A 24,331-nucleotide genomic window follows, 5' to 3' on the forward strand; every position below is an offset into this window, starting at 1 on the left:
GGCGGAAAGGGCGACCGCGGATATGTGACGGCGGAAGCAGCGCTGGTGATCCCGGCGCTGGTCCTGTTCGCGTCACTGCTGGTGTGGGCGCTGATGGCGGCGGCCGCGCAGATCCGGTGCGTGGACGCGGCCCGGGCGGGTGCTCGGGCCGCGGCCCGCTCGGAGCCGGCGGAGGTCGTGGTGGCGGCGGCCGGGGCCGCCGCCCCGCGAGGAGCGGAGGTCCGGCTGGAGCGGGAGGGGGACCTGTGGAGGGTTCGGGTGGCGGCGCCCGCGCCCGGGCCGGGCGGGCTGCCGGTACGGCTCGGCGCCCAGGCGGTGGCCTTGGCGGAGGACAGCGTGGGGCCGCCGCCGTGAGCCGGGACCGGGGATCCGCCACCGTGTGGGCGGCGTTGGTGACGACGGTGCTGGGGGCGGTGTTCGGGGGTGTCCTGCTGCTCGGTCAGGCCGTCGTGGCGCGGCACCGGGCGGCGGCGGCCGCGGACCTGGCGGCCCTCGCCGCGGCGGCAACCTGGGCGCACGGCCCCGAGGCCGCCTGCGCGACGGCGGTGCGGGTGGCGCGGGCCCAGGGCGCGACCCTGACCGTCTGCGACGTCCAAGGTGAGGTCGCCGAGGTCGTGGCCCGTGCCCCGACCGGCCCCTTCGCCCCCGCGCTCGCGTCGAGGGCAGGTCCGCCGCTCCCGCCCTCCCCGCCCACGGGGCCGGCCTCCCCGCCCACGGGGCCGTGAGCCTCGGACGACGTGACGGTCCTGCCGGCCAGCGCAGCGGCGGTTGCCGGGGTCGCTGTACGGCTTTGTCTCGGGCGGCGGGTCGGGGCCGTGCGTGACCCGTTCGGCCCATCGGCTCCCGTCGGATTTCCGGGGCGAGGGGGACGGTCGGGCGGAGACGGCCTTGACGGGGCGTGTGCCGGTTCAGCTTTCCGGGGCGTCGGAGAGCAGGCGGGTGAGCAGACGGATGGCGCCGCGTTTGTGGAGGGGGTCGTTGCCGTTGCCGCACTTGGGCGACTGGATGCAGGAGGGGCAGCCCGCCTCGCATTCGCAGGCCGCGATGGCGTCGCGGGTGGCCGTCAGCCACGCCCGGGCCGTGCGGAAGGCGCGTTCCGCGAACCCGGCGCCGCCAGGGTGGCCGTCGTAGACGAACACCGTGGGCAGCAGGGTGTCGGGATGCAGGGGGACGGACACCCCGCCGATGTCCCAGCGGTCGCAGGTGGCGAACAGCGGGAGCAGACCGATCGAGGCGTGCTCGGCGGCGTGCAGGGCGCCGCCGAGGATCTCCGGGTTGATCCGGGCCTCGTCGAGCTGGTCCTCGGTGACCGTCCACCACACGGCTCGGGTACGCAGGGTGCGCGGCGGCAGGTCCAGCTTGGCCTCGCCGAGCACCTCGCCGGAAATCAGCTTGCGTCGCAGGTAGGAGACGACCTGGTTGGTGACCTCGACGGAGCCGAAGCAGAGCCTGCCCTGGCCCCAAGGGATCTCGCTCTCGGTCTCCAGCACCGCGATGGACGTGGTGTCGCGGGCAGTGGTGGAAAACGGCGGATCGGCCTGCTCCACCAGCGCGACCGAGTCCTCCAGATCGAGGTGCTTCACCAGGTAGGTGCGGCCCTGGTGGAGATGGACGGCCCCCTCGTGGACGGCGGTGTGGGAGGCCGACTCGTCGACGGTGCCGAGCAGCCGGCCGGTGGCCGCCTCCACGATCTGCACGGGACGGCCCCCGCCGCCCCGGATGTCGGTCAGGTCCGAGGCACGTTCCCGTCGGGTCCAGTGCCAGGCCGTGGCCCGGCGGCGCAGCAGCTTCGCCGCCTCCAGCTGCGGGAGGAGCCCGACGGCCGCCGGTCCGAAGAGTTCCAGGTCCGCCTCGGTCAGCGGAAGCTCGGCGGCTGCCGCGCACAGGTGCGGGGCGAGTACGTACGGGTTGTCCGGATCCAGCACGGTGGCCTCCACGGGCTGCCGGAACAGCGCCTCGGGGTGGTGGACCAGGTAGGTGTCCAGCGGGTCGTCACGGGCCACCAGGACGGCCAGGGCGCCCTGTCCCGAGCGGCCGGCCCGCCCGGCCTGCTGCCACAGCGAGGCCCGCGTGCCGGGATAGCCGGTGATCAGCACCGCGTCCAGGCCTGAGACGTCCACGCCGAGTTCCAGGGCGGTGGTGGCGGCCAGCCCCAGCAGTTGCCCGGAGTGCAGGGCCCGCTCCAGGGCGCGCCGCTCCTCGGGCAGGTAACCGCCCCGGTACGCGGCCACCCGAGGCGGCAACGACCGGTCCACCTCGGCGAGCCGCTCCTGGGCGATCACGGCGATCAGCTCGGCGCCGCGCCGGGACCGCACGAAGGCCACCGTGCGCACCCCCTGCACCACCAGGTCGGTCAGCAGATCGGCGGTCTCGGCGGTGGCGGTACGGCGCACGGGAGCGCCCTTCTCGCCCTTCATGTCGGTCAGCGGGGGCTCCCACAGGGCGAAGACCACCTCGCCGCGCGGTGAGGCGTCGTCGGCGACCTCCACGACCTTCAGGCCGGTCAGCCGGGACGCGGAGGTCGCCGGGTCGCTGGAGGTCGCGGACGCCAGCAGGAAGACGGGTTCCGAGCCGTAGCGGGCACACAGCCGCCGCAGCCGGCGCAGCACCTGGGCCACGTGGGAGCCGAATACCCCCCGGTAGCTGTGGCACTCGTCGATCACCACGTAGCGCAGCGCCTTCAGGAACGAGGACCAGCGCGGATGGGCGGGGAGGATCCCGCGGTGGAGCATGTCGGGATTGGTGAGCACGTAGTTCGCGTACTGACGCACCCATTCGCGTTCCTCGAAGGGTGTGTCCCCGTCGTAGACGGCGGGCCGGATCGCGTTGCCCAGCGGGCCCGCCAGCTCCCGCACTGCGCGCCGCTGGTCGGCCGCCAGGGCCTTGGTGGGGGCCAGGTACAGGGCGGTTGCCCCCCGGCCGTTGGGGGCCTCGGCGCCGTCAGCGAGGGCGGAGAGGACGGGGGCCAGATAGGCCAGCGACTTGCCCGAGGCGGTACCGGTGGCCACGATCACGGACGTGCCCTCCAGGGCGTGCTCGGCCGCCGCGGCCTGGTGCTCCCACGGATGTTCGATTCCGGCGGCCTGAATGGCCGCCACGACATCAGTTCGGATGCGGTCGGGCCAGACCGCATGACGACCCGCCCGAGGGGGCAAGTGCTCCGTATGGGTGATGCGCGCAGCTCGAGAAGGCCCCCGTGCCAGCCGGTCCAGGACCGTGCTCGGGGTGGGTCGAGAGTCCGCGGCTGCCGTGGGCCGACCGGGACGGTGAGTATTGGCCATTGGAACCGAGTGTGTCACCGGCGTGCGGGACAATGGACCCAAGGCGTCGTGCGCGCCTGCCGGTAAGTGATTGAATGCCATCGCGGCAGCCGATCCCTCTCCTACCTTCGGATGGGGAGGCCCCTGGGGGGCGCCGCTCGATAGCAAGGTGCTGGAGGATCCGTGGACCTGTCCCTGTCGACTCGCACTGTCGGCGACCGCACGGTCGTAGAGGTCGGTGGCGAGATTGATGTGTATACCGCGCCCAAGCTGCGCGAGCAGTTGGTGGAGTTGGTGAACGACGGCAGCTACCACTTGGTTGTCGACATGGAGCGAGTGGACTTCCTCGACTCCACCGGCCTCGGTGTGCTCGTGGGAGGCCTCAAGCGTGTTCGTGCGCACGAGGGCTCGCTGCGTCTGGTCTGCAACCAGGAGCGCATCCTGAAGATCTTCCGTATCACCGGTCTGACCAAGGTGTTCCCGATCCACACGACCGTGGAAGACGCCGTCAACGCCACCGACTGACGGTTTCAGGCGGCCGAAACACCGTCAGAAGCCGACGAGGAGCGGGGGGTACCGGACCACGGTCGGTCCGGGCCCCTGTCAAGGCGCGCCCGTTGGTCCGCGCCCAGAGTCCGAGGGGGACGCGCATGGCCACCGTTGAACTGCGCTTCAGCGCCCAGCCCGAACACGTCCGGACGGCCCGCCTGGTCGCGGCCGCCGTGGCGCGTCGGGCCGGTGTGGAGGAAGCCGTCCTCGACGAGGTCCGCCTCGCCGTGGGTGAGGCCTGCTCGCGCGCCGTCGGGCTGCACCGCAACAACGGTCTGACCGGGCCCGTCCGGGTCGTCCTGACCGAGGAGGAGAAAGTTTTCTCCATCGAGGTCGGCGACGACGTTCCCGGTCCGGCCGGCGGTTCCGCGGAGGCCGTGTCGGGCATCGCCGCCGCCTTGGACCCGGACAACGAGGGCGAGGACGAGATGGGTCTCGCCGTGATCAGCGGGCTCGTCGACGACGTCGAGGTGACCAGCGGTGAAGCCGGCGGCACCATCAGGATGAGCTGGCCCGTGGCGAAGGTTTCCACGCTCCCTTAGAGGTCCCGCCAGGGTCTCATTCACCGGAATGGCCCCTTGAGGGTCGATTTTCGGCCGGCACGTCGGATCTTTCCTGCGCCCGGGTGTCGGAGCCGCCTCGGTGCCCGGCCCTGTGTTCTCGCACGCGTCCTCGACGCCGCGCCTTTCCGCGCCCCGGACCTGCCGGGCGCCGGATCCCGTACGTCTCCCCGATCCCGCACGTCTCCCCGCCCCCGTCGTGTCGCGTCCGACGGACGGGTCCGTACCGCTTCGCGCGCCGGCTGGGCGGCCCCCGGACGGGACTACTTTCACATCGTCCGATCTTCAAAGGCCCTGCTCCGCAGGGCCTTTTCCGCTGCCCGGACATGAATTGCCGGATCGATGACCATGCGTCAACGCCTTTGCCCCATTACTGCTTTCGAGGGTAATGGAGTGACGTGATCTATTGCTGAGGAGCAAGAGCAGGCCAATTACGTTTCCCGCCCACTGTTTTGATCAGGTCGCGCTCCCTACAATCCGTCCACATCTTGAGCTCATCACGTCAAGGAGGACGAATGACGGGGCTCTTCACCCCCAACGCGCCGATCGGCAACTCCGATCTGGCCGCCGCAGTACTCACCGATGACAATCGGCTGATCGTGATCGTGATTGCAGCGGTCGCACTTCTCGCACTCGTCGTCGCGCAGATCCTGGTCCGCCAGGTGCTCGCCGCGGACGAGGGCACCACCGGCATGAAGGAGATCGCCGCCGCCGTTCAGGAAGGCGCCAACGCCTACCTCGGACGCCAACTGCGCACCCTGGGCGTCTTCGCCGTCGTGGTCTTCTTCCTGCTCTTCCTGCTCCCCGCCGACGACTGGTCGCAGCGGGCGGGCCGCTCCGCCTTCTTCCTCGTCGGCGCGCTCTTCTCGGCCGCCACCGGCTACATCGGCATGCGCCTCGCGGTCCGTGCGAACGTCCGCGTGGCCGCCGCCGCGCGGGAGGCGACCCCCGCCGAGGGCGAACCCGCCAAGGACCTGACCGAAGTGGCCCACAAGGCCATGAGGATCGCCTTCCGCACCGGTGGCGTGGTCGGCATGTTCACCGTCGGCCTCGGCCTGCTCGGCGCCTCCTGCGTCGTGCTCGTCTACGCCGCCGACGCCCCCAAGGTCCTGGAGGGCTTCGGGCTCGGCGCCGCACTGATCGCCATGTTCATGCGTGTCGGCGGCGGCATCTTCACCAAGGCCGCCGACGTCGGCGCCGACCTGGTCGGCAAGGTCGAGCAGGGCATTCCGGAGGACGACCCCCGCAATGCCGCGACCATCGCCGACAACGTGGGCGACAACGTCGGCGACTGCGCCGGCATGGCGGCCGACCTCTTCGAGTCCTACGCCGTCACCCTCGTGGCCGCGCTGATCCTCGGCAAGGTCGCCTTCGGCGACCTGGGCCTGGCGTTCCCGCTGATCGTCCCCGCCATCGGCGTCGTCACCGCCATGATCGGCATCTTCGCGGTGTCCCCGCGCCGATCCGACCGCAGCGGGATGACCGCCATCAACCGCGGCTTCTTCATCTCCGCCGCGATCTCCCTGGTGCTCGTCGGGATCGCCGTCTACGCGTACCTGCCGTCCACCTACAAGGAGCTCGTCGGAGTCGAGGACCCGGCGATCCTCAACCACTCCGGGGACCCGCGGATCCTGGCCGTCATCGCCGTCGCCATCGGCATCGTGCTCGCCGCCCTGATCCAGCAGCTGACCGGCTACTTCACCGAGACCAGCCGGCGCCCCGTACGGGACATCGGCAAGTCCTCGCTGACCGGCGCGGCCACCGTCGTCCTCGCCGGCATCTCGGTCGGCCTGGAGTCCGCCGTCTACACCGCGCTGCTCATCGGCCTCGGCGTCTACGGGGCCTTCCTGCTCGGCGGCACCTCGATCATGCTGGCGCTCTTCGCGGTGGCCCTGGCCGGCACCGGCCTGCTGACCACCGTCGGTGTCATCGTCGCCATGGACACCTTCGGACCGGTCTCGGACAACGCGCAGGGCATCGCCGAGATGTCCGGTGACGTCGAAGGCGCCGGCGCGCAGGTCCTGACCGACCTGGACGCCGTCGGCAACACCACCAAGGCCATCACCAAGGGCATCGCGATCGCCACCGCCGTGCTCGCCGCCGCCGCGCTCTTCGGCTCGTACAACGACGCCATCGCCACCGCGGTCAAGCAAGTCGGTGCCAAGGCCGGGGAGATGAACCTCAGCCTCGACATCGCGCAGCCCAACAACCTGGTCGGCCTGATCCTGGGCGCGGCCGTCGTGTTCCTGTTCTCCGGACTCGCCATCAACGCCGTCTCCCGCTCCGCGGGCGCCGTCGTCTACGAAGTGCGTCGGCAGTTCCGCGAGCATCCCGGGATCATGGACTACACCGAGAAGCCCGAGTACGGGCGCGTCGTGGACATCTGCACCAAGGACGCACTGCGCGAACTCGCCACGCCCGGCCTGCTCGCCGTGCTCACCCCGATCGCGGTCGGCTTCTCGCTCGGTGTCGGCGCGCTCGGCTCGTTCCTCGCGGGCGCCATCGGCACCGGCACCCTGATGGCGGTCTTCCTCGCCAACTCCGGTGGCGCGTGGGACAACGCGAAGAAGCTCGTCGAGGACGGTCACCACGGAGGCAAGGGCAGCGAGGCCCACGCCGCGGTCGTCATCGGCGACACCGTCGGCGACCCGTTCAAGGACACCGCCGGCCCGGCCATCAACCCGCTGCTCAAGGTGATGAACCTCGTGGCCCTGCTGATCGCCCCGGCCATCGTGCAGTTCAGCTACGGCGACGACACCAGCCCGACCGTGCGGGCGATCGTCGCGGTCCTGGCCATCGCCGTCATCATCGGCGCGGTGTACGTGTCCAAGCGGCGCGGCATCGCCGTGGGTGACGAGGGCGAGGACGGCGCGGCCGAGCGAGTGGCGCAACCCACAGATCCCGCGGTGGTTTCCTGACCCTCCCCGAGCAGGGGCCCGAGCGGCTCCCGGCCGGTACGCCGAACCCCCTGCGGCATGTTCCGCAGGGGGTTCGAGGGTACGCCCGAACGGCGGACGGGCGGCGCGGACTGACGCGCCGCCCGTCCGCCTTTCCGTGTCCGCCCAGGGTGGGCGTGTATCTTCCGGGCCGAGAGTCTTCGAAGGGACCAATCCGGTGAACAAGAAGTTTGCGGCCGCAGTGTCCGGCGGTGCGGTGCTGATGCTCGTGCTGTCCGGATGCGGCGGCGAGGACGACGGGCAGAAGAAGACCGACGCCTGGGCCAAGAAGGTCTGTGACGCGTGGGGACCCCAACTCAAGAAGATCGAAAGCTCCAACGTCGACATCAAGCGCGTGGCCACGGAGAGCAGCAAGCCGGAGGAGGTCCAGCAGACCGACTCGGCGGCGTTCCAGGTCATGTCCGACGCCTACAAGTCCATGGGGACCGCCCTGACCGGGGCGGGAGTTCCGCCGGTCAAGGGCGGCGAGGAGACCCAGACCGCCGCCGTCCAGGGCTTCGCGGCGACCTCCAAGGGCTACGCCGACCTCAAGGTGAAGATGGACGCCCTCGACGTCAAGGACCAGACGAAGTTCGCCGAGGGCCTCAAGGACGTGGCCGGCGGACTGGAGGCGGCGACCCAGGGCGGCAAGGAAGCCCTGGACAAGCTGAAGGCCGGAGGCCTGGACAAGGCGATGAACGGTCAGCCGGGCTGCCAGGTCCAGACGACGACGGCCGGCTAGAGCGGACGCGGCGGAGCCGGGGGGTGACCCCGGAACGCCGCCGTCCCGTGCACGGACGCACGTCGAACGGGGCGGGCGGGGTCCTCAGCGGACGCCGCCCGCCCCGTCGGTGTTTCCCGCCCCGATCGCCCCCCGTTGCCTTTGATCGCTCCTCGGTCGGGGCGTGGGCGCCGCCCGATCCGGGTCCGGGCGCGTGGTGCGCACCGAATGCCCGGGGTGGGCCGCCACGATTGCCGGGGCCGGCGGCCACAATGGACGCGTGAGTACCACCAGCCTTCCCTCGCCCGACCGTGCCGCCGCGCTGCGCACCGCCCTGCTGGCCGCCGGTTTCACCGCCGACGGGCTGCTCGACCTGCTCGGCGCCCCCGCCTACGCCGCGTTGGCCCGCAGCGAGACGGTTCCCGCCCTGCGCGCCACCCGAGGCCGCGCGGACGATCCGCTCGCGAGCCTGGTCCGGCTGTTCCTGCTCCGGCAGTCCGTGTCGTACGAACACGCCCGCGCGGCGCTTCCCGTCGATGCGGTGCTGGAGGACGGCTGGCTGCGGCGGGACGGCGACGAGGTGTACGCCACCGTCGACGTGCGCCCGTACGGCGGCCCGGACGGCGAGGACTGGTTCATCGTCTCCGACCTCGGTTGCGCCGTGGGCGGGGCCGGCGGCATCGGCCGTCGTGAGGAGGGCGTGGTCCTGGGAGTCGGCGGCGCCTCCACGACATTGGCCGGAATCACCGTCCGCGCCCCCGTGGGTTCGGCGCTCGACGTCGGCACCGGATCGGGCATCCAGGCCCTGCACGCGGCCCGGCACGCGACGCGGGTCACGGCCACCGACGTCAACCCGAGGGCCCTGGAGTTCACCCGGTTGACGTTGGCGTTGTCCGGGGAGGCCGAGGCCGAACTGCTCGCCGGTTCCCTCTTCGAGCCGGTCGGCGACACCACCTACGACCTGATCGTGTCGAACCCGCCCTTCGTGATCTCCCCCGGCGCCCGCCTCACGTACCGCGACGGCGGGATGGGCGGCGACGACCTGTGCCGGACCCTGGTCCAGCAGGCCGGCGAGCGGCTGAACCCGGGCGGGTACGCGCAGTTCCTCGGGAACTGGCAGCACGTGGAGGGCGAGGACTGGCACGACCGGCTCCGCTCCTGGGTGCCGCGCGGCTGCGACGCGTGGATCGTGCAGCGCGACGTGCAGGACGTGACGCAGTACGCGGAACTGTGGCTCCGCGACGCGGGCGACCACCGCAGCGATCCCGCCGAGTACGAGCGCCGCTACGAGGACTGGCTGGACGAGTTCGAGGCCCGCAAGACCAAGGCCGTCGGCTTCGGCTGGATCACCCTGCGCCGGACGGACGCGGCCGAGCCGTCCATCGTGGTCGAGGAGTGGCCGCACTCGGTGGAGCAGCCGCTGGGCGACGCCGTCCTGGCGCATTTCGCCCGGCAGGACTACCTGCGCGAACACGACGACGCGGCGCTGCTGGCGGGGTACTTCGTACTGGCCGAGGAGATCGTCCAGGAGCAGGTCGGCGCGCCCGGGGCCGAGGACCCCGAACACGTCGTGCTCCGGCAGAACCGCGGAATGCGCCGGGCCACGAAGGTGGACACCGTCGGGGCCGGGTTCGCCGGAGTGTGTGACGGCTCACTCAGCGCGGGCCGGATCCTGGATGCCATCGCCCAGCTGATGCAGGAGGACCCGGTCGTGCTGCGGGACCGGACCCCGGAGGCGATCCGGATGCTGGTGGAGCAGGGCTTCCTGGACCCCGTGCGCGATCCCGCGCCGTAGGCCCGGGGGGGCCGGGACCGGGTCGGCGGGGGCCCGCGGGCCGCGGGCGTCGATGTCGAAGCCGTGATGTAACCCGGGGTTCGCCTGCCGTACCCCCTCGGCCGGCAGGCTCCCTGGCAGCGGGGTCCGGGGGGATCCCGAAGCGGCCCGAAGGCAAGGGGGGAACGGCATGGAACGCGGTCCGGCGATCTTCTCCGCGCTCGTGTTCCTGCTGTTCGGAGCCGCTCTGCTCGGCTGGACGGGGGCGCGTGCCCTGCACCGTGCGCCGGTGGCCGAGGGCGTACGCCCCGCCGTCGCCGTGCCCCTCGCGCTCCTGTCCGGATCCGGCTCGCTGGCCCTCGGCGTCTGGTGCCTCCAGCGGTTCTGAGGCGGCCGTCCCGGATGATGTTCCTCCGAGTGGGAAACCCGACGTCGAAAGGGTCCGGCGGCGGTGCGCGGGCAGGGGCCAGACGGCCCCCAGGCCACTCTGCCTGGTGACCGTGAGGGTTCCGCCGTGGCATCCGGGCGGCAGAAACGGCACTTGTCGGGTTACCGTTCGAGTGGCCGTTGCGGGCTTGTGCCGTTTGACACGGGTGCGGGTTGTACCGTCACACTCCGCAGCGTCGCCGTACCGCGACCGAGTGCCGACCGGAGAGAAGAGCCAAGTTGTCCCCGACTAGCGAGACCGCAAAGGGCGGCCGCCGACTCGTCATCGTCGAGTCCCCTGCCAAGGCGAAGACGATCAAGGGCTACCTCGGCCCGGGATACGTCGTCGAGGCGAGCGTCGGGCACATCCGCGACCTCCCCAGTGGCGCGGCCGAGGTTCCCGACAAGTACACCGGCGAGGTCCGTCGTCTCGGCGTGGACGTCGAACACGACTTCGCGCCGATCTACGTCGTCAATGCGGACAAGAAGGCCCAGGTCAGGAAGCTCAAGGAGCTGCTGGCCGAGTCCGACGAACTCTTCCTCGCCACCGATGAGGACCGCGAGGGCGAAGCCATCGCGTGGCACCTGCAGGAAGTCCTCAAGCCCAAGGTCCCCGTCCACCGGATGGTCTTCCACGAGATCACCAAGGACGCGATCCGCGACGCCGTCGCCAACCCGCGCGAGCTCAACCAGCGCATGGTCGACGCCCAGGAGACCCGACGCATCCTCGACCGCCTCTACGGCTACGAGGTCTCGCCGGTCCTGTGGAAGAAGGTCATGCCGAAGCTGTCGGCGGGCCGCGTCCAGTCGGTGGCCACCCGTCTCGTCGTCGAGCGGGAGCGCGAGCGCATCGCCTTCCGTTCCGCCGAGTACTGGGACCTGACCGGCACCTTCGCCACCGGCCGCGCCGGTGACGCCTCCGACCCCTCGACGCTGGTCGCCCGCCTGAACACGGTGGACGGCAAGCGCGTCGCCCAGGGCCGTGACTTCGGTTCGAACGGCAAGCTCAAGAGCGAGGTCCTGCACCTCGACGAGGCCGGCGCCCGGGCGCTCGCCGCCGCGCTGGAGAGCGCTTCGTTCGCCGTCCGCTCGGTCGAGTCGAAGCCGTACCGCCGTTCCCCGTACGCCCCGTTCCGCACGACGACGCTCCAGCAGGAGGCCTCGCGCAAGCTCGGCTTCGGTGCGAAGGCGACGATGCAGGTGGCGCAGAAGCTGTACGAGAACGGCTTCATCACCTATATGCGTACCGACTCCACGACGCTCTCCGACACCGCGGTGAACGCGGCGCGGGCGCAGGTCACCCAGCTCTACGGAGCCGACTACCTGCCGGAGAAGCCGCGCGTGTACGCCGGCAAGGTCAAGAACGCGCAGGAGGCGCACGAGGCGATCCGCCCCTCGGGAGATCGTTTCCGCACTCCGGCCGAGACCGGTCTGACCGGCGACCAGTTCCGTCTGTACGAACTCATCTGGAAGCGGACCGTCGCCTCCCAGATGAAGGACGCGGTCGGAAACTCCGTGACCGTGAAGATCGGTGGGCGCGCCGCCGACGGCCGTGACGCCGAGTTCAGCGCGTCCGGCAAGACGATCACCTTCCACGGCTTCATGAAGGCCTACGTCGAGGGCGCGGACGACCCGAACGCCGAGCTCGACGACCGTGAGAAGCGGCTGCCGCAGGTCGCCGAGGGCGACGCGCTGTCGGCCGAGGAGATCACGGTGGACGGCCACTCGACCAAGCCGCCGGCCCGGTACACCGAGGCCTCGCTGGTCAAGGAGCTGGAAGAGCGCGAGATCGGCCGCCCCTCGACCTACGCGTCGATCATCGGCACCATCCTCGACCGCGGTTACGTCTTCAAGAAGGGCACGGCCCTCGTGCCGTCCTTCCTGTCGTTCGCCGTGGTCAACCTGCTGGAGACGCACTTCGGCCGGCTCGTCGACTACGACTTCACGGCGAAGATGGAGGACGACCTCGACCGCATCGCGCGGGGCGAGGCCCAGTCCGTGCCGTGGCTGAAGCGGTTCTACTTCGGCGCCGAGGACGCGTCCGAGGTCGTACCGGCCGACGGCGACCACCTCGGTGGTCTCAAGGAACTCGTCACCGACCTCGGCGCCATCGACGCCCGGGAGATCTCCTCCTTCCCCGTCGGCGAGGGAATCGTGCTGCGCGTGGGCCGCTACGGGCCGTACGTGGAGCGCGGCGAGAAGGACGCCGAAGGCCACCAGCGGGCCGACGTCCCGGACGACATGGCTCCCGACGAGCTCACGGTGGAGTACGCGGAGGAACTCTTCGCGAAGCCGAGCGGCGAGTTCGAGCTGGGCACCGACCCCGTCAGCGGGAACCAGATCGTCGCGAAGGACGGCCGCTACGGGCCCTACGTGACGGAGATCCTGCCCGAGGGCACCCCGAAGACCGGCAAGAACGCGGTCAAGCCGCGGACGGCCTCGCTGTTCCAGTCGATGAGCCTGGACACGGTCACCCTGGACGAGGCGCTCAAGCTGATGTCCCTGCCCAGGGTCGTCGGAGCCGACGCGGAGGGCGTGGAGATCACGGCCCAGAACGGCCGCTACGGCCCGTACCTGAAGAAGGGCACGGACTCGCGGTCCCTGGAGACCGAGGGCCAGCTGTTCTCGATCACGCTGGACGAGGCGCTCGCCATCTACGCGCAGCCGAAGCAGCGCGGACGGGCCGCGGCCAAGCCCCCGCTGAAGGAGCTGGGCACCGACCCGGTGAGCGAGAAGCCGGTGGTGGTCAAGGACGGCCGCTTCGGTCCGTACGTGACGGACGGCGAGACGAACGCGACGCTGCGGCGGGACGACGACGTCGAGACGATCACGCCCGAGCGCGGCTACGAACTGCTCGCCGAGAAGCGGGCGAAGGGGCCGGTGAAGAAGACGGCCAAGAAGGCCCCGGCGAAGAAGGCGCCCGCCAAGAAGGCCACGACGACCGCCAAGAAGACGGCGGCCAAGAAGACGACGACGGCGAAGAAGGCCACCGCGACCAAGACGGCCGCGAAGAAGACGGTGGCGAAGAAGGCGACGACCGCTCCGGCGGCGTCGGACGACTAGCCGCCTCAGGTCGGACGATCGGACGGTCGGTTGTCGATCGGCAGGTCGGCCGGTCGATCGGTTGGTCGAACCGGGTGAGTCGAGCCGTGAAGGGCCCCCGCGCATGCCGCGCGGGGGCCCTTCGGTTTCCGGGCGAAGGGGTGGGTGCGGGGTCACACCCGGGGTTGTCCACAGGCCTCCGCAGCCACGATGCACAGCGGATAGGCTGGGCGGATGACGCGAGCCGAGCAGCCGACGGTCGTGACCGACACCGAGACCGCCGACGAGAACGCCACCCACGACGAAGCCCTGGCCGCGGACTCCCGCGAGCGCGCGGTGCGTGCCCTGCTGCGCACCCCCAGACTGCGGCGTTTGTGGAGTGCCCAGTTGGTGAGCGGCATCGGCGATGCCCTCGCCCTGCTGGTCCTGGTGTTGCTGGCCTATCAGGCGGCGGTCTCCGAGGGAACCTTCGGGGACGGGTTCCGCGGAGCGGCCTTTGCCGTCGCGGCCGTGTTCGGGGTCCGGGTCGTGGCCACCGTGCTCTTCGGGGCCGTGCTCCTCGGGCCGCTCGCCAAGCTGACCGCCCCCGGGGGCAGGCTCGACCGCCGCTGGACGATGGTCGGCGCCGACGGGGTCCGGATCGCACTGTTCGTCGTCGCCCCCCTCTGGCTGGACTGGATCCCGGTGCACGCCATGACCGCGCTGCTGGCCACCGTCTTCGTGTCCGGGGCCGCCGAACGGCTGTGGACCCTGGCCAAGGACAGCGCGGCTCCCGCCCTGCTGCCCCCGCCGCCGCCGGAAGGGGCGACCGTACGGCCGCTCCCGGACCACCTCGACACGCTGCGGCGCCTGACCCTGCGCACCGCCTTCGCGGCGCTGCCCGTCGCGGCCGCCGCGCTGCTCGCCTCGACGCTGGTCGGCCGTGCGCTGGGCCTCGGCGTGGAGTGGTTCGCCGCGAACCAGGCCGCCCTGGGGTCCTACGTGGCCGCCGGTCTGTTCGCCGCGTCCGTGTCCCTGCTGCTTCCCCTGGTGCTGCCCGGCACGAAGACCCCGCGCCCGCGCTCCCCGCTGGAGGGGCTGCGCGCCCCCAAGGCCGGCGACCGTCCCGACAAGGGCCGTACGGGCGCCGTCCCGCTGCTCGTCCTGGCCTCCGCCGCCGTCGCCGGAGCGGTGGCCTCCGCCGCCGCCGTCTCCGTACTGCACGGCTTCGACTTGGGCGGCGGGCCCGCTTCGTACGCCCTGCTGGTCCTCGCGCTGGTCGGCGGCACCGGCCTCGGCATCCGCGCGACCCAGGCCGGCAAGATCCTGCCCGCCCTGTCACGGCGCCGGCTGCTCGCCCTCGCCATAGCGGTGACCGGGCTCGCGCTGCTGCTCGTCGGGCTGGTCCCGGACATGGCGACCGGGCTGTTCCTGGCCCTGCTCGCGGGCACCGCCGCCGGTACCGCCGCCAACACCGCGCACACCCTGCTGGACCAGGAGACCGAGGAATTCCGCCGGGCCCGGGTCACCGAGCACCTCCAGGCCGTCGTGCGGGTGGCCGTGGCCGTCGGGGCGGTGGCCGCCCCGCTGCTCGCCGCCGCGATCGGCCCGCACCGGCTGGACGGCGGCGAGGTCGTCTTCTCCCACGGCGGCGCGGCCTTCACCCTGATGCTGGTCGGCGCGCTGCTGCTGCCCGTCGCCGTGGTGGTGCTGACCAAGGCCGACGACCGCAGCGGAGTACCGCTGCGACGCGACCTGCGCGAGGCGCTGCGCGGCGGGGAACCGCTCCAGGCCGCCTCCGCCACCGGCTTCTTCATCGCCCTGGAAGGCGGTGACGGCGCCGGCAAGTCCACCCAGGTGGAGGCGCTGGCCGACTGGATACGGGGCAAGGGCCACGAGGTCGTCGTCACGCGCGAGCCGGGAGCCACCCCGGTCGGCAAGCGGCTGCGCTCGATCCTGCTCGACGTGTCCTCGGCCGGGCTGTCGAACCGCGCCGAGGCACTGCTGTACGCCGCCGACCGTGCCGAGCACGTGGACACCGTGGTCCGGCCCGCCCTGGAGCGGGGCGCCGTGGTCATCTCCGACCGCTACATCGACTCCTCCGTGGCCTACCAGGGCGCCGGCCGCGACCTGTCCCCGACCGAGATCGCCCGGATCTCCCGCTGGGCCACGGGTGGGCTCGTACCGAACCTGACCGTGCTGCTCGACGTGTCGCCGGAGACGGCCCGGGAGCGGTTCACCGAGGCGCCGGACCGGCTGGAGTCGGAGCCCGCGGAGTTCCACCGGCGCGTGCGCTCCGGGTTCCTGACGCTGGCCGCGGCCGACCCCGGGCGCTACCTGGTGGTGGACGCGGGCCAGGACCCGGGCTCGGTGACCACCGTCGTCCGGCACCGTCTGGACCGGATGCTTCCGCTCTCCGAGCAGGAGATCGCGGCGCAGCTCGAAGCCCGGCGGCTCGCCGAGGCCGAGGCGAAGCGCAAGGCGGAGGAAGAGGCGGCACGCAAGGCCGAGGAAGAGCGGGTGCGCGTCGAGACGGAGGCCCGCAAGGCCCGCGAGGCCGAGGAGGCCCGGGTCAAGGCCGAGGCCGAGGCGGCGGAGGCACGGCGGCTCGCCGAGGAAGAGGCCGCCCGCAAGGCGGAAGAGGAGCGCCGGCGCGTCGCCGAGGAGGCCCGGGCCCGGGCCGAGGTCGAGCGCCTGCGCGCGGAAGCCGAGGAGAAGGCCCGCGCGGCGGAGGCCGAGCGACTGCGCGCCCGGGCGGAGGAGGAGGCCAGGCTGCGCGCCGAGGCCGAGGACCGTCGGCTGGAGAAGCAGCGCCGTGCCGAGGAGGCCCTGCTCAGGGCCGAGGAAGCACGCCGCTTGGCGGAGGCCTCGGCCGCCGCCTCGGCGGCTCGCGCGGCTGCCCAGGCCGCCGCCACGCCGCCGCCGCCGGCACCGGCCCCGGCACCCGCGCCCGCCGATGCCCCGGCGCAGGCGCCCGCGCCCAAGATCGGCATGCGCAAGAACCCGCACCCGGACGACGCCATCACGGTGGAGACCCCGGTGGTCAAGCGGTTCGTGCAGCCCGACGACGTCACACAGACCGTCCCCGTGCCGAAGGTCGATCCGGCCGCGGAGACCTCGGTGCTGCCGCCGGTCCGTGACGCGGGACCCGCCGACGGCCCCGCCCGGCAGGCCCCGGCGCCCTCCGGTCAGACCCCGTCCGCCTCCCGGCCGACGGTCCGCCGCCCCCAGGAGAACCCCGCCGACCGGGTGCCCTCGGACATCTTCCGGGAGCCCGGGAACCGAGGCCGGGGCGCGAACGCCGACCGCGAGGACGACGTGACCCGCGAGCTTCCCGTCGTCGACGACGAGGGGCGGCCGCGTCGGGCACCGTCGGACTGGGCCGAGGCCACCCCGATGGACGACCTGCCGACCCTGGCGGACGAACTGCTGGGCCCGCGCAAGGACGACGAGGACGACGAGGACCGCCGGGGTCGCCGCCGCTGAGGGCGCTCGGGCGCTCAAGGCGCTCAGGCGCTCCGGGTGTGGGCGGTGCCGGCGGAGCGGGCGGTGTGGCGCCGTCGGTGTCAGTGCCGTCCGTCAGAATGTACACAGGTACGCACGGACAGTGAAAGGTGGTGGGCGGGATGCCCGTATGGGACGACCTGGTGGGTCAGGAGCGCGTGCAGACGCAGCTCGCTGCCGCCGCCCGTGTCGCCGACGCCCAGGTCACGGCCACGTCGGAGGGGACGCCGCAGCCCGCCGGGTCCAAGATGACCCACGCCTGGCTGTTCACCGGCCCGCCGGGATCGGGCCGGGCCACCGCCGCCCGCGCCTTCGCGGCGGCCCTCCAGTGCACCAGCCCCGACCGCGCCCTCGGCGGGGAACCGGGCTGCGGCTTCTGCGACGGCTGCCACACCACCGTGATCGGCACGCACGCCGATGTGGAGATCGTCCGTACCGATCTGCTGTCCATCGGTGTGAAGGAGACCCGCGCCTTGGTCCGCCGGGCCCAGCTGTCGCCGGCCGTCGGGCGCTGGCAGGTCATCGTCCTGGAGGACGCCGACCGACTCACCGAAGGCGCCGGCAACGTCCTGCTCAAGGCCGTCGAGGAACCGGCTCCGCGGACGGTGTGGCTGCTGTGCGCGCCCTCCCTGGAGGACGTGTTGCCCACCATCCGTTCCCGCTGCCGGCACCTGACCCTGCGCACTCCGCCCGTGGCCGCCGTCGCCGAGGTGCTGATGCGCCGTGACGGCATCGAGCCCGCCCTCGCCGCCGCGGCCGCCCGGGCGACGCAGGGGCACATCGGCCGGGCCCGCCGACTGGCCACCGACGAGGCGGCCCGGACGCGGCGCAGCGCCGTGCTCAGACTGCCGCTCCGGGTGGACGACGTGGGTGAATGCCTCAAGGCCGCCCAGGAACTCGTCGACGCCGCCGCCGAGGACGCCAAGTACCTCGCGGAGGAGGTCGACACCAAGGAGACCGAGGAACTGCGGGCCGCGCTCGGGGCCGGAGCGGGCGCGGGCAGCAGGATGCCGAGGGGCACGGCGGGCGTCATGAAGGAGCTGGAGGACCGGCAGAAGCGCCGCCGCACCCGTACCCAGCGCGACAGCCTCGACCTGGCGCTCACCGACCTCACCGGCTTCTACCGGGACGTGCTGGCCCTCCAACTCGGCTCGGGCCTCGCCATCGCCAATGAGGAGATACGGGGCGACCTGGACCGGATCGCCCGTGACTCGGGTCCGGAGCGCACGCTGCGGCGCATCGAGGCGATCATCGGCTGCCGGGAGGCCCTCGACCGGAACGTGGCCCCGCTGCTCGCCGTCGAGGCCATGACGATGGCGCTGCGCGCGGGCTGAACCGTGCGGCCGGACGCCGCCGGCGGGTGTTCGTCGCCCGCCGTCCGTTGACCTGTTCACCCGTACGAGCGTTCCGGCGCGGCGGCCGTGACACTCCCGGCCCGCGCCGGTGGTGGCCCGTGCCCGGGCGGCGGTCGGCCGGCCCGGACCGGCGGAGCCCGGCCGGGTGTCCCGGCAGGCCTTAGGCTCGCCGCATGGACACCAGTCGCCTGCTGCGAACCACCGGGACCGTGATCGCAGCCGCCGGGCTGCTGCTTGCCGGGTGTACCTCGGAGGGATCCGGGGGAACCCGCGCCGCCGCGTCCTCGTCCGGGAGTTCCGCGCCGAAGTCCACCGGGACGGCCGCGCCGGCCGCCGTCCCGGCCGCACTGCGTCCGTACTACGAGCAGAAGCCGAGCTGGCGCGACTGCGGTGTCCCCGGTTTCCAGTGCTCCACCATGAAAGCGCCGCTGGACTACGCGAACCCCGGTACCCCCGGTTCGGCGCAGTCCATCGACATCGCGGTGGCCCGCCGCGTGGCCACCGGCCCGGGCAAGCGGCTCGGCTCGCTCGTGGTCAATCCGGGCGGGCCCGGCGGGTCGGGCATCGGGTACCTCCAGGCGTACGCGGGCATCGGCTACCCGGCGGCCGTGCGGGCCCGGTACGACATGGTGTCCTTCGACCCGCGCGGAGTGGAGCGCAGCAGCCCCGTCGAGTGCCTGTCCGGGCCGGAGATGGACCGGTTCACCCAGGTGGACCAGACGCCGGACGACAAGGCGGAGCAGGCCCTGCTGGTGGCGGCGTTCAAGAAGTTCGCGACGGGCTGCAGGACGCGCTCGCAGCGGGTCCTGCCGCATGTCTCCACCGTCGAGGCCGCCCGGGACATGGACATCCTCAGGGCGGCGCTGGGCGACGAGAAGCTGTCGTACGTCGGAGCCTCGTACGGCACGTTCCTGGGGGCGACGTACGCGGACCTCTTCCCGGGCCGGGTCGGCCGGCTGGTCCTGGACGGGGCGATGGACCCGTCCAGGCCCGCGCTCGAACTCAACCGGGACCAGACGGCCGGATTCGAGACGGCGTTCCGGTCCTTCGCCAAGGACTGCGCGAAGCAGCCGGAGTGCCCGCTCGGCTCGGGCGACCCGGACGCGGTGGCGCAGCGGCTGAACGAGTTCTTCCGCAAGCTGGACGCCCAGCCGGTGCCCTCGGGAGACCCGGCCCGCCCCCTCGGGGAGTCGCTCGCGACGACCGGGGTGATCGCCGCGCTGTACGACGAGAGCGCGTGGCCGCAACTGCGCGAGGCGCTCACCTCGGCGATGAACGGCGACGGCGCCGGCCTGCTGGCGCTCGCCGACAGCTACTACGAGCGCGAGGCGGACGGCACGTACGCGAACCTGATGTTCGCCAACGCCGCCGTGAACTGCCTCGACCAGCCGCCTGCCTTCTCCGGGCCGGAGGCCGCCCAAGCGGCGCTGCCCTCCTTCGAGAAGGCCTCGCCGGTCTTCGGCGCGGGGCTCGCGTGGGCCTCGCTGAACTGCACGTACTGGCCGGTGAAGCCGACCGGATCGGCGCGGGCGCTGGAGGCCAAGGGTGCCGCGCCGATCGTGGTGGTGGGCACCAGCCGGGACCCGGCGACCCCGTACAAGTGGGCGCAGGCGCTGGCGGGCCAGCTCGACTCGGGCACGCTCCTGACGTACGACGGCGACGGACACACGGCGTACGGACGCGGCAGCGACTGCATCGACACCGCGATCAACACGTACCTGCTGGAAGACAAGGCGCCGAAGGACGGCACCAAGTGCTGACGGGCCCGCGCGCGGCGCATGGACCTCCCACGGGCGGACCTTCTGTCCGGGTTTGTTGCTGTTTTCCGAACGCCGGACAACCCGGTTCAGGGCACCCGGTTTAACCCTGTAGACTTGGCGCCGCTGCTGATGAGAGCGTCCCTTCGGGGGAATTCTCGTCTCCCAGCGGTGCCGCCTTAGCTCAGTTGGCCAGAGCAACGCACTCGTAATGCGTAGGTCTCGGGTTCGAATCCCGAAGGCGGCTCTGTAGAAGCCTCAGGACTCACTCGCCGTGACCTGGGGCTTTTGCTTTTCCCGGGGGCGGGTTGGGTGGGGGCCTCGGCCGGGGGGCGCGAGGTTCAACCGGTCGGGCCTGCGGGGCGGGAGGGGCCGAGCCCCCGCACCGGGCTCGTGGTGCCTGCGGATTAGGGTCGTCCGTGAGGAACGGACGAGGGAGAACAGACATGCACGGACAGGCCGCGGAGCACGCCACTCAGGATCCGCAGGAAGGCGCCGGGGTCGTTCTGCGCGTCGCGGGCGAGGCGGACGTTCCGATCGCCGCCGAGCTGTTCCGCGGTTATCTGGACTTCTACGAGGTGACCGTCGAGGACCCCGACCAGCCGCGGGCCTTCCTCGCCGAGCGCATCCGCAAGGACGAGTCGCTCGTCCTGCTCGCCGAGGTACCGGAGATCGGGACGGTCGGCTTCGCCCAGGTCTACCGCACCTTCTCCTCCCTCTCCATGCGGCCCATGTGGATCCTGTACGACCTGTACGTCGCCCCGGCCGGTCGGCGTACCGGCGCGGGCCGGGCGCTGCTGCGCGAGGTGCTGCGCCGTGCGGCCGAGGCCGGGGTCTCCGGCGTACAGCTGGAGACCGCCTACGACAACCACATCGCCCAGGGGCTGTACGAGTCGGAGGGCTTCGAACGCGACGCGTTCCACGTCTACTTCCACGGCCTCGACTGACCCGCACCCGGCTCCGAACGGCTGCCCGTCCCGAACGGGCTGCGGGCCCGGGTCCCGAACGGCCTTCGGGACGGCGGTGTTTCACGTGAAACGCCGCCGCGCGGCGACCGCGTCAGGCGGGTCGCCACGCCGGGGGGTTCACTTCGCGTCCGCGTAGCACTCCACGACCGCCGTGGTGAACGGGAACCGGACCGGGGTGTCGCCGAAGGCGATGCGCCCGGCCCGGTCACCGGCGGCGCGGATGGCCTCCGCGACGGCTTCGGCCTCCTCCGCCGGGCAGTGCACGATGACCTCGTCGTGCTGGAAGAACACCAGCTCGGCCCGCATCCCGGCGGCGGCGATGGACTGCCGCAGCGCCGCGAGCAGCAGGAGCGCCCAGTCCGCCGCACTGCCCTGGACGACGAAGTTCCGGGTGAACCGGCCGCGCGCACGGGTGTTGGTCGAGGCGTAGCTCGGGGTCCAGCCGTCGTCCCGGTCCTGCGGCACGCCGGCCTCGCCGTCCGGGTCCGTGTCGGCGGCGGAGACCGGGGGCGGGCAGGTCCGGCCGAGCCAGGTCCGCACGAGCCGCCCCTCCTCGCCTGCGCGCGCGGCGTCGTCGACGTACGCCACGGCCCGGGGGAAGCGGCGTCGGAGTGCGGCCAGGTTCTTCAGGCCGTCGCCCGAGGTCTGCCCGTACACCGCGCCGAGGACGGCCAGTTTGGCCATGTCCCGGTTCCCGGAGAAGCCCTGCCGGGAGATGGCGGTGTAGAGGTCCTCGGGACGGCCCGCGACCTCCATGAACGCCGGGTCGCGGGAGATCGCGGCCAGTACCCGGGGCTCCATCTGGTCGGCGTCCGCGACGACGAGCCGCCAGCCGGGGTCCGCGACGACGGCCCGCCGGATCACCTTGGGGATCTGCAGGGCCCCGCCGCCGTTGGTGACCCAGCGGCCGGTCAGGGTGCCTCCGGGGATGAACTCGGGGCGGAAGCGGCCGTCGTGGACCCAGTCCGCGAGCCAGGACCAGCCGTGGGCGGTGTGGATCCGGTACAGCTTCTTGAACTCGATCAGCGGCTTCACGGCCGGGTGGTCCAGCTCCTGGATCTCCCAGCGGCGGGTGGACTTGAGCTTGATGCCGGTCTCGGCGAAGGCCTTGACGACGTCGGCGGGCAGATCGGGGCGCACCCGGCGGCCGAACGCGGCCGACACCTCGTCGGCCAGCTCCGCGAGCCGGCGGGGTTGCCCGCTGCCCGCGTACCGCTCGCCGAGCAGCTCGGTGAGCAGGGCGCGGTGCGTGTCGGCCCGCCAGGGAAGGCCCGCGCGGTGCATCTCGGAGGCCACCAGGAACGCGGCCGACTCGGCCGTGGTGAGGAGCCGCATCCGGTCGGGGTGGGCGGTGGCGTCGTGCCGTTCCACCTGGTCGGCGTGGACGGCGATCAGGGCGTCCAGGGGGACCGGGGCGGGCTGTGGCTCGAAGAGGGAATCCTGGGCACCGGGCTCGGCCGCGCGTTGCGGGGGATCCGGCGGTACGGGCCGGCCCTCCAGCCGGGCCCAGGCGGCGGCGGCCGAGCGGGGCTCGCCGAAGCGGCCCTCGTGGCGCAGGAGCAGCAGTTCGGCGTTCTCGATGTCGTAGCACCGTTCGACGCGGACCCCGGCGGCGAGCAGGCGCGGGTACACGGCGGCGGTGGAGCGCCACACCCACCGGGTGCCGTCCGGGGCCGCGCGTACGGCCTCGGCGACCTGCCGCGCGCGCACCGCCGGTGCCCCGGCCGTCGCGGTCCCGCCGACACCGCTGCCCCCGCCGGTACTGCCAACCCCGCCGGCCTCGCCGGTCCCGCCGGGTTCGATGGGTGCGGCGTGCCACCAGCCGTCGCCGTCCTCGGCGAGGGCCCAGCGGGGGGTGCGGTCGGTCATGTCCGCGAGTGTCCCACCGGGGTGTGACAGGGGTCCCGCACCCCTGTCCGACCTGCGCGGCGGTGGCCGGAGTGGGCCGTGCCAAGCTGGAGCGGTGAGAGACATCGTCGACCGTGCCTGTGAAGCCGCCCTGTACGCCGACGGCGACAGTGGCCTGGACACCGGGGCCTCGCTGCTCGCCGCCGACACCGCCCGCTGGAGCGGGGCCGCGCGGGAGTTGCTGGTGCGCGGGGAGGGGTACGTACGGCAGGCCTGGGAGCGGGGCTGGCGGCCGGCCGACGTGGTGCGACTGGTGCGCCGGGACCTCGACGAGACGCACGTGCGGATCACGGGGGACCTGGTCGCCGCCGAGGCGCGGCGGTACGCGCGCCTGCCCGAGCGGTGGACCGACGCCGAGGTGTGGTGGGGCGACGACGCCGGGTACGGGGACGCCCTCGCGGCACGGGAGCGGACGGACCGGTTCTCCCTGGCGACCTCCGTCCTGGAGGTGTTCCGCCTGCTGATCCGGCTGCCCTCCATCGAGCCCGTCGGGCCCCTTCCCGGCGACCCGACGGACGCCTTGGAGCACGCCCACATCGAGCCCCGCATGCTGGGTCGGATCCGCGCGCTGCTGGCGAAGGCCGAGGCGACGAACTTCCCCGAGGAGGCCGAGGCGCTCAGCGCGAAGGCGCAGGAGCTGATGGCCCGGCACACGGTGGACGAGGCCCTGCTGGCCGCGCGCGGCGCCGGGCCCGACCGACGGCCCGGCGCCTGCCGGATCGGGGTGGAGCCCCCGTACGAGGAGGCCAAGGCGGTGCTGCTGGACGCGGTGTCCACCGCGAACCGCTGTCGGGCGGTGTGGAACAGCGGGTTCGAGTTCTCCACGGTGGTCGGCTTCGAGAGCGATCTGGAGGCGGTGGAGCTGCTCTACACCTCGCTGCTGGTGCAGGGAACGGCGGCGATGACCCGGGCCGAGGCGGCGCAGCGCTCCGGCGGGCGCAAGCGGACCAAGACGTTTCGGCAGTCGTTCCTGTTGGCCTACGCGAGCCGGCTGGGCCGGCGGCTGACCGAGACGGCCGAGCACACCGCCTCCGAGGTCCCCGACAACCTGCCCGCCCTGGTGGCCCGCGACGTGGCGGTCAGCTCCCGGGCCGAGGAGATGTTCCCCCGCACGACCACGACCCGCCTGCGCGGCGCCACCGACCTGGCGGGATGGGAGGACGGCACGGCGGCCGCCGACCGGGCACGGGTGGGCGGCGGCGAGCGCCGCTCCCTGCCGGGCTGAGCCCCGCCGCCCAAGGCTCCCGCGCCCGCCCCGGCCCCCGGCCTCCTGCCTCAGGGCCCCGTCGGGCGCCTCAGTGCCCCGTCGGGGGCGTCGGGCCCGACGCGGGGGAGTCATCCGCGCGCAACGCCCGCGTCTCCGACTTCAGGATCCGCATCGACCGGCCCAGTGAGCGGGCCATGTCGGGCAGCTTCTTCGATCCGAACACCAGCAGGCAGACGACGAGCAGCACGATCAGGTGCCAGGGCTCAAGGGCGTTGCGGAGCATTGACGTACCCGCCTTTCGGACGATCGCGGTCGTGAGGGTGTGATGATCCGCCTTATGGAACAGCCATGTGCCATACCTGTACAAATCTGAAGAAGTCCTGAA

At 72.6% G+C, this 24,331-nt stretch carries 17 protein-coding genes and 1 tRNA gene; 15 read left to right on the forward strand and 3 right to left on the reverse strand.

Annotated features, from left to right (window positions below):
* Window positions 1-24: 24 nt before the first annotated feature.
* On the forward strand, window positions 25-354 hold the full coding sequence (locus OTB19_RS20860) for a TadE family type IV pilus minor pilin (protein WP_420716878.1): 330 nt from the start codon (window positions 25-27) through the stop codon (window positions 352-354).
* Window positions 351-725: an Rv3654c family TadE-like protein gene (locus OTB19_RS20865; RefSeq protein ID WP_267799870.1), complete on the forward strand. Its 375-nt coding sequence runs from the start codon at window positions 351-353 to the stop codon at window positions 723-725. Before OTB19_RS20860 ends, OTB19_RS20865 begins: the two co-directional genes overlap by 4 nt.
* 183 nt (window positions 726-908) lie before the next feature.
* Here OTB19_RS20865 and OTB19_RS20870 read toward each other — a convergent pair whose 3' ends face one another.
* A complete protein-coding gene (locus OTB19_RS20870; protein WP_267799871.1) occupies window positions 909-3,362 on the reverse strand; it encodes a DEAD/DEAH box helicase in 2,454 nt (817 codons plus the stop codon).
* 81 nt (window positions 3,363-3,443) lie between these two features.
* On the opposite strand from OTB19_RS20870, the gene bldG reads away from it, so the two are divergent.
* From bldG to OTB19_RS20930, 12 genes are all read left to right on the forward strand, one after another.
* Window positions 3,444-3,785: an anti-sigma factor antagonist BldG gene (bldG, locus tag OTB19_RS20875; RefSeq protein ID WP_008743037.1), complete on the forward strand. Its 342-nt coding sequence runs from the start codon at window positions 3,444-3,446 to the stop codon at window positions 3,783-3,785.
* A 125-nt stretch (window positions 3,786-3,910) separates the two neighbouring features.
* A complete protein-coding gene (locus OTB19_RS20880; protein WP_267799872.1) occupies window positions 3,911-4,351 on the forward strand; it encodes an ATP-binding protein in 441 nt (146 codons plus the stop codon).
* Window positions 4,352-4,884: 533 nt separating this feature from the next.
* Window positions 4,885-7,287, forward strand: a complete 2,403-nt coding sequence (locus OTB19_RS20885; protein WP_267799873.1) for a sodium-translocating pyrophosphatase — start codon at window positions 4,885-4,887, stop codon at window positions 7,285-7,287.
* Window positions 7,288-7,483: 196 nt separating this feature from the next.
* Window positions 7,484-8,047, forward strand: a complete 564-nt coding sequence (locus OTB19_RS20890; RefSeq protein WP_267799874.1) for a small secreted protein — start codon at window positions 7,484-7,486, stop codon at window positions 8,045-8,047.
* A 259-nt stretch (window positions 8,048-8,306) separates the two neighbouring features.
* Entirely contained in the window at window positions 8,307-9,821 is a 1,515-nt protein-coding gene (locus OTB19_RS20895) for a DUF7059 domain-containing protein (protein ID WP_267799875.1), read from the forward strand.
* A gap of 169 nt (window positions 9,822-9,990) precedes the next feature.
* Window positions 9,991-10,188, forward strand: coding sequence for a hypothetical protein (locus OTB19_RS20900; RefSeq protein ID WP_267799876.1), 198 nt, complete (start codon window positions 9,991-9,993; stop codon window positions 10,186-10,188).
* Between the two features lie 278 nt (window positions 10,189-10,466).
* Window positions 10,467-13,289, forward strand: coding sequence for a type I DNA topoisomerase (topA, locus tag OTB19_RS20905; RefSeq protein ID WP_267799877.1), 2,823 nt, complete (start codon window positions 10,467-10,469; stop codon window positions 13,287-13,289).
* A 213-nt stretch (window positions 13,290-13,502) separates the two neighbouring features.
* On the forward strand, window positions 13,503-16,733 hold the full coding sequence (tmk, locus tag OTB19_RS20910) for a dTMP kinase (RefSeq protein ID WP_267799878.1): 3,231 nt from the start codon (window positions 13,503-13,505) through the stop codon (window positions 16,731-16,733).
* A gap of 140 nt (window positions 16,734-16,873) precedes the next feature.
* On the forward strand, window positions 16,874-18,085 hold the full coding sequence (locus OTB19_RS20915) for a DNA polymerase III subunit delta' (RefSeq protein WP_267799879.1): 1,212 nt from the start codon (window positions 16,874-16,876) through the stop codon (window positions 18,083-18,085).
* Window positions 18,086-18,279: 194 nt separating this feature from the next.
* Complete coding sequence (locus tag OTB19_RS20920; protein ID WP_267799880.1) at window positions 18,280-19,866, forward strand: alpha/beta hydrolase; 1,587 nt, start codon at window positions 18,280-18,282, stop codon at window positions 19,864-19,866.
* Between the two features lie 170 nt (window positions 19,867-20,036).
* A tRNA-Thr gene (locus OTB19_RS20925) sits at window positions 20,037-20,110 on the forward strand.
* A 199-nt stretch (window positions 20,111-20,309) separates the two neighbouring features.
* Window positions 20,310-20,810: a GNAT family N-acetyltransferase gene (locus OTB19_RS20930; RefSeq protein ID WP_267799881.1), complete on the forward strand. Its 501-nt coding sequence runs from the start codon at window positions 20,310-20,312 to the stop codon at window positions 20,808-20,810.
* 138 nt (window positions 20,811-20,948) lie between these two features.
* Here OTB19_RS20930 and OTB19_RS20935 read toward each other — a convergent pair whose 3' ends face one another.
* On the reverse strand, window positions 20,949-22,700 hold the full coding sequence (locus tag OTB19_RS20935; protein WP_267799882.1) for a bifunctional 3'-5' exonuclease/DNA polymerase: 1,752 nt from the start codon (window positions 22,698-22,700) through the stop codon (window positions 20,949-20,951).
* 94 nt (window positions 22,701-22,794) lie between these two features.
* Between OTB19_RS20935 and OTB19_RS20940 the strand changes: the two genes are divergently transcribed.
* A complete protein-coding gene (locus OTB19_RS20940; protein WP_267799883.1) occupies window positions 22,795-23,964 on the forward strand; it encodes a DUF2786 domain-containing protein in 1,170 nt (389 codons plus the stop codon).
* A gap of 70 nt (window positions 23,965-24,034) precedes the next feature.
* Here OTB19_RS20940 and tatA read toward each other — a convergent pair whose 3' ends face one another.
* Window positions 24,035-24,229, reverse strand: a complete 195-nt coding sequence (gene tatA / locus OTB19_RS20945) for a Sec-independent protein translocase subunit TatA (protein WP_267799884.1) — start codon at window positions 24,227-24,229, stop codon at window positions 24,035-24,037.
* Window positions 24,230-24,331: the final 102 nt, after the last annotated feature.

Origin of the sequence: Streptomyces sp. H27-H5 (assembly GCF_026627505.1) — a bacterium.
Taxonomy (GTDB): Bacteria; Actinomycetota; Actinomycetes; order Streptomycetales; family Streptomycetaceae; genus Streptomyces.

Excerpts from the sequence above, each read along its gene's own strand:
- OTB19_RS20885 (WP_267799873.1), top strand. The coding sequence starts at position 4,885 with ATGACGGGGCTCTTCACCCCCAACGCGCCGATCGGCAACTCCGATCTG.
- OTB19_RS20870 (WP_267799871.1), bottom strand. The coding sequence starts at position 3,362 with ATGGCATTCAATCACTTACCGGCAGGCGCGCACGACGCCTTGGGTCCA.
- tatA (WP_267799884.1), bottom strand. The coding sequence starts at position 24,229 with ATGCTCCGCAACGCCCTTGAGCCCTGGCACCTGATCGTGCTGCTCGTC.
- OTB19_RS20920 (WP_267799880.1), top strand. The coding sequence starts at position 18,280 with ATGGACACCAGTCGCCTGCTGCGAACCACCGGGACCGTGATCGCAGCC.
- OTB19_RS20915 (WP_267799879.1), top strand. The coding sequence starts at position 16,874 with ATGCCCGTATGGGACGACCTGGTGGGTCAGGAGCGCGTGCAGACGCAG.
- OTB19_RS20880 (WP_267799872.1), top strand. The coding sequence starts at position 3,911 with ATGGCCACCGTTGAACTGCGCTTCAGCGCCCAGCCCGAACACGTCCGG.
- OTB19_RS20900 (WP_267799876.1), top strand. The coding sequence starts at position 9,991 with ATGGAACGCGGTCCGGCGATCTTCTCCGCGCTCGTGTTCCTGCTGTTC.
- OTB19_RS20930 (WP_267799881.1), top strand. The coding sequence starts at position 20,310 with ATGCACGGACAGGCCGCGGAGCACGCCACTCAGGATCCGCAGGAAGGC.
- OTB19_RS20935 (WP_267799882.1), bottom strand. The coding sequence starts at position 22,700 with ATGACCGACCGCACCCCCCGCTGGGCCCTCGCCGAGGACGGCGACGGC.
- tmk (WP_267799878.1), top strand. The coding sequence starts at position 13,503 with ATGACGCGAGCCGAGCAGCCGACGGTCGTGACCGACACCGAGACCGCC.